A 1,805-nucleotide genomic window follows, 5' to 3' on the forward strand; every position below is an offset into this window, starting at 1 on the left:
TGTCTTGCTCTCTGCGAGACAGAGTAACAGGTTAGGGCTAGAAAGCCCCGTCGCTGTCTTCGCGGGGATTGGTTACAGACCGACCTTGACCGAGCCGGACGCATCCCACTCAGCCAGAGGATCGATCTCTTCTCGCTGCCGACTTACTCCTGTGCCCCCGACTCCCTCATACCGACTCCCGACTCCCTACACCCGTCGCATCAACCGCCGCTTCAGGGGTTCGGGGTTGCCTGCCGCGACGACGCGGCCATTTTCCAACAGGAAGGCGCCGTCGCTGTAGTCGAGTTCGTCCAGGCGGTGCGTCACCCAGAGGGCGGTGATGCCCCGGTTTTTCACCAACTGGCGGACTTGACTCACCAAGTCCCGCTGGCTGTCCGGGTCGAGGAGGGCCGTGGGTTCGTCGAACAGCAGCACTTGGCAATGGCGGGCTAGGGCCCCCGCGATCGCGATCCGCTGTTTCTGTCCCCCGCTGAGGGCGTAAATCGGCCGCCGCTGCAATTCCAGCAGTTTCACCGCCGCCAAAGCGTCCTCCACCCGTTGCCGGATTTCCGGTTGCGGCAGTCGATCTTCCACCAAGCCGAAGGCCACGTCCGCCCCGACGGTGGGCATCACCAGTTGGTGGTCGGGGTTTTGGAACACGAACCCGACCCGCCCCCGGATGTCGATGTCGCCGGACTGGGATTCCAGCAATCCGGCCAACAGTCGCAACAGGGTGGATTTCCCGCTGCCGTTGGTGCCGAGGAGCATCCAAAATTCTCCCTCCGGGACGGCGAGGGAGCAGGATTTGAGCACCCGAGCGCCCCCCGGCCACTGAAAGTTGAGATTTTGGACTCGGATGGCGGGGTTCGGCGTTTCCAGTCGCGGCGAATCGATCATTCCGTCAGGGCGACGAAACCGGGGGGTCTGCCGGTGGCCGTGGCGCCGGATTTCTGGGAAATCTGCACGGCGGAAATTTCGCTGCTGAGGACGGCCACTTTTTTGTCCGGCATCTTTTCGCAGTGGAGTTCGAGCAGTTGCGGGGTGTCGGAGCGCATCAGGTCCGACACTTGGTTGTATACCGCGATCGCGTCTTCTTCGGTCTTGCGCTGTACCGATAGCGGTACGGGAACGTACTTCACGATGATGTCAATGGTGAACATAGAATCTTAAGGAAATGTTAAGTTTCACACCGGATCTCTCTTAAACAGTATGTCAGATCGAGGGCGGTCGCGGCCGAATATGAGAGCGCTTCGATCGCCGGAATGGAGGCGATCGCGCCGTCCCAACCCCTGCAAACGCCCGTCGGTCGGGATTCCCCTACCGATCCGATAAAGGTTGCCACACTCGGACTTTATCTCTATACTGTTAAGAGTGGTAAAGAAAAGTTAACTGCGCTTATCATTTCGCCGACTTTCTGCTATAGCAGCGGAGGTGGGCTATAAAATAATACACAGTGCAGTTGGCTCACTTGCCCTGTAATCATATGTATTCGGAGAAATTGCGTTTATGACTATTGCAGTCGAGCGCCCTCAAGTTCAGAGAGGATGGTTTGATGTCCTCGACGACTGGCTGAAGCGCGATCGGTTCGTGTTCGTGGGCTGGTCCGGAATCCTGCTGTTCCCCTGCGCCTACCTGGCCCTGGGCGGCTGGCTCACCGGCACCACCTTCGTCACCTCCTGGTACACCCACGGACTCGCCAGCTCGTACCTGGAAGGCTGCAACTTCCTGACCGCCGCCGTCAGCACCCCCGCCAACAGCCTGGGACACTCCCTGCTGTTCCTGTGGGGTCCCGAAGCCCAGTGGGACTTCACCCGCTGGTGCCAGCT

At 59.9% G+C, this 1,805-nt stretch carries 2 protein-coding genes and 1 pseudogene; 1 reads left to right on the plus strand and 2 read right to left on the minus strand.

The genetic code is table 11. From position 1 onward, the window contains the following. Positions 1–186: 186 nt before the first annotated feature. Together LKE08_RS00245 and LKE08_RS00250 are read right to left on the minus strand one after the other, a co-directional pair. On the minus strand, positions 187–876 hold the full coding sequence (locus LKE08_RS00245; RefSeq protein ID WP_324702188.1) for an ABC transporter ATP-binding protein: 690 nt from the start codon (positions 874–876) through the stop codon (positions 187–189). Next, positions 873–1,139, minus strand: a complete 267-nt coding sequence (locus LKE08_RS00250; protein ID WP_324702189.1) for a hypothetical protein — start codon at positions 1,137–1,139, stop codon at positions 873–875. Before LKE08_RS00250 ends, LKE08_RS00245 begins: the two co-directional genes overlap by 4 nt. A 346-nt stretch (positions 1,140–1,485) precedes the next feature. On the opposite strand from LKE08_RS00250, the pseudogene LKE08_RS00255 reads away from it, so the two are divergent. Next, positions 1,486–1,805, plus strand: a pseudogene (locus LKE08_RS00255) (photosystem II D2 protein (photosystem q(a) protein)); the annotation flags it as partial.

Origin of the sequence: Lyngbya sp. CCY1209 (genome assembly GCF_035615495.1) — a bacterium.
Classification (GTDB): domain Bacteria; phylum Cyanobacteriota; class Cyanobacteriia; order Cyanobacteriales; family Microcoleaceae; genus Limnospira.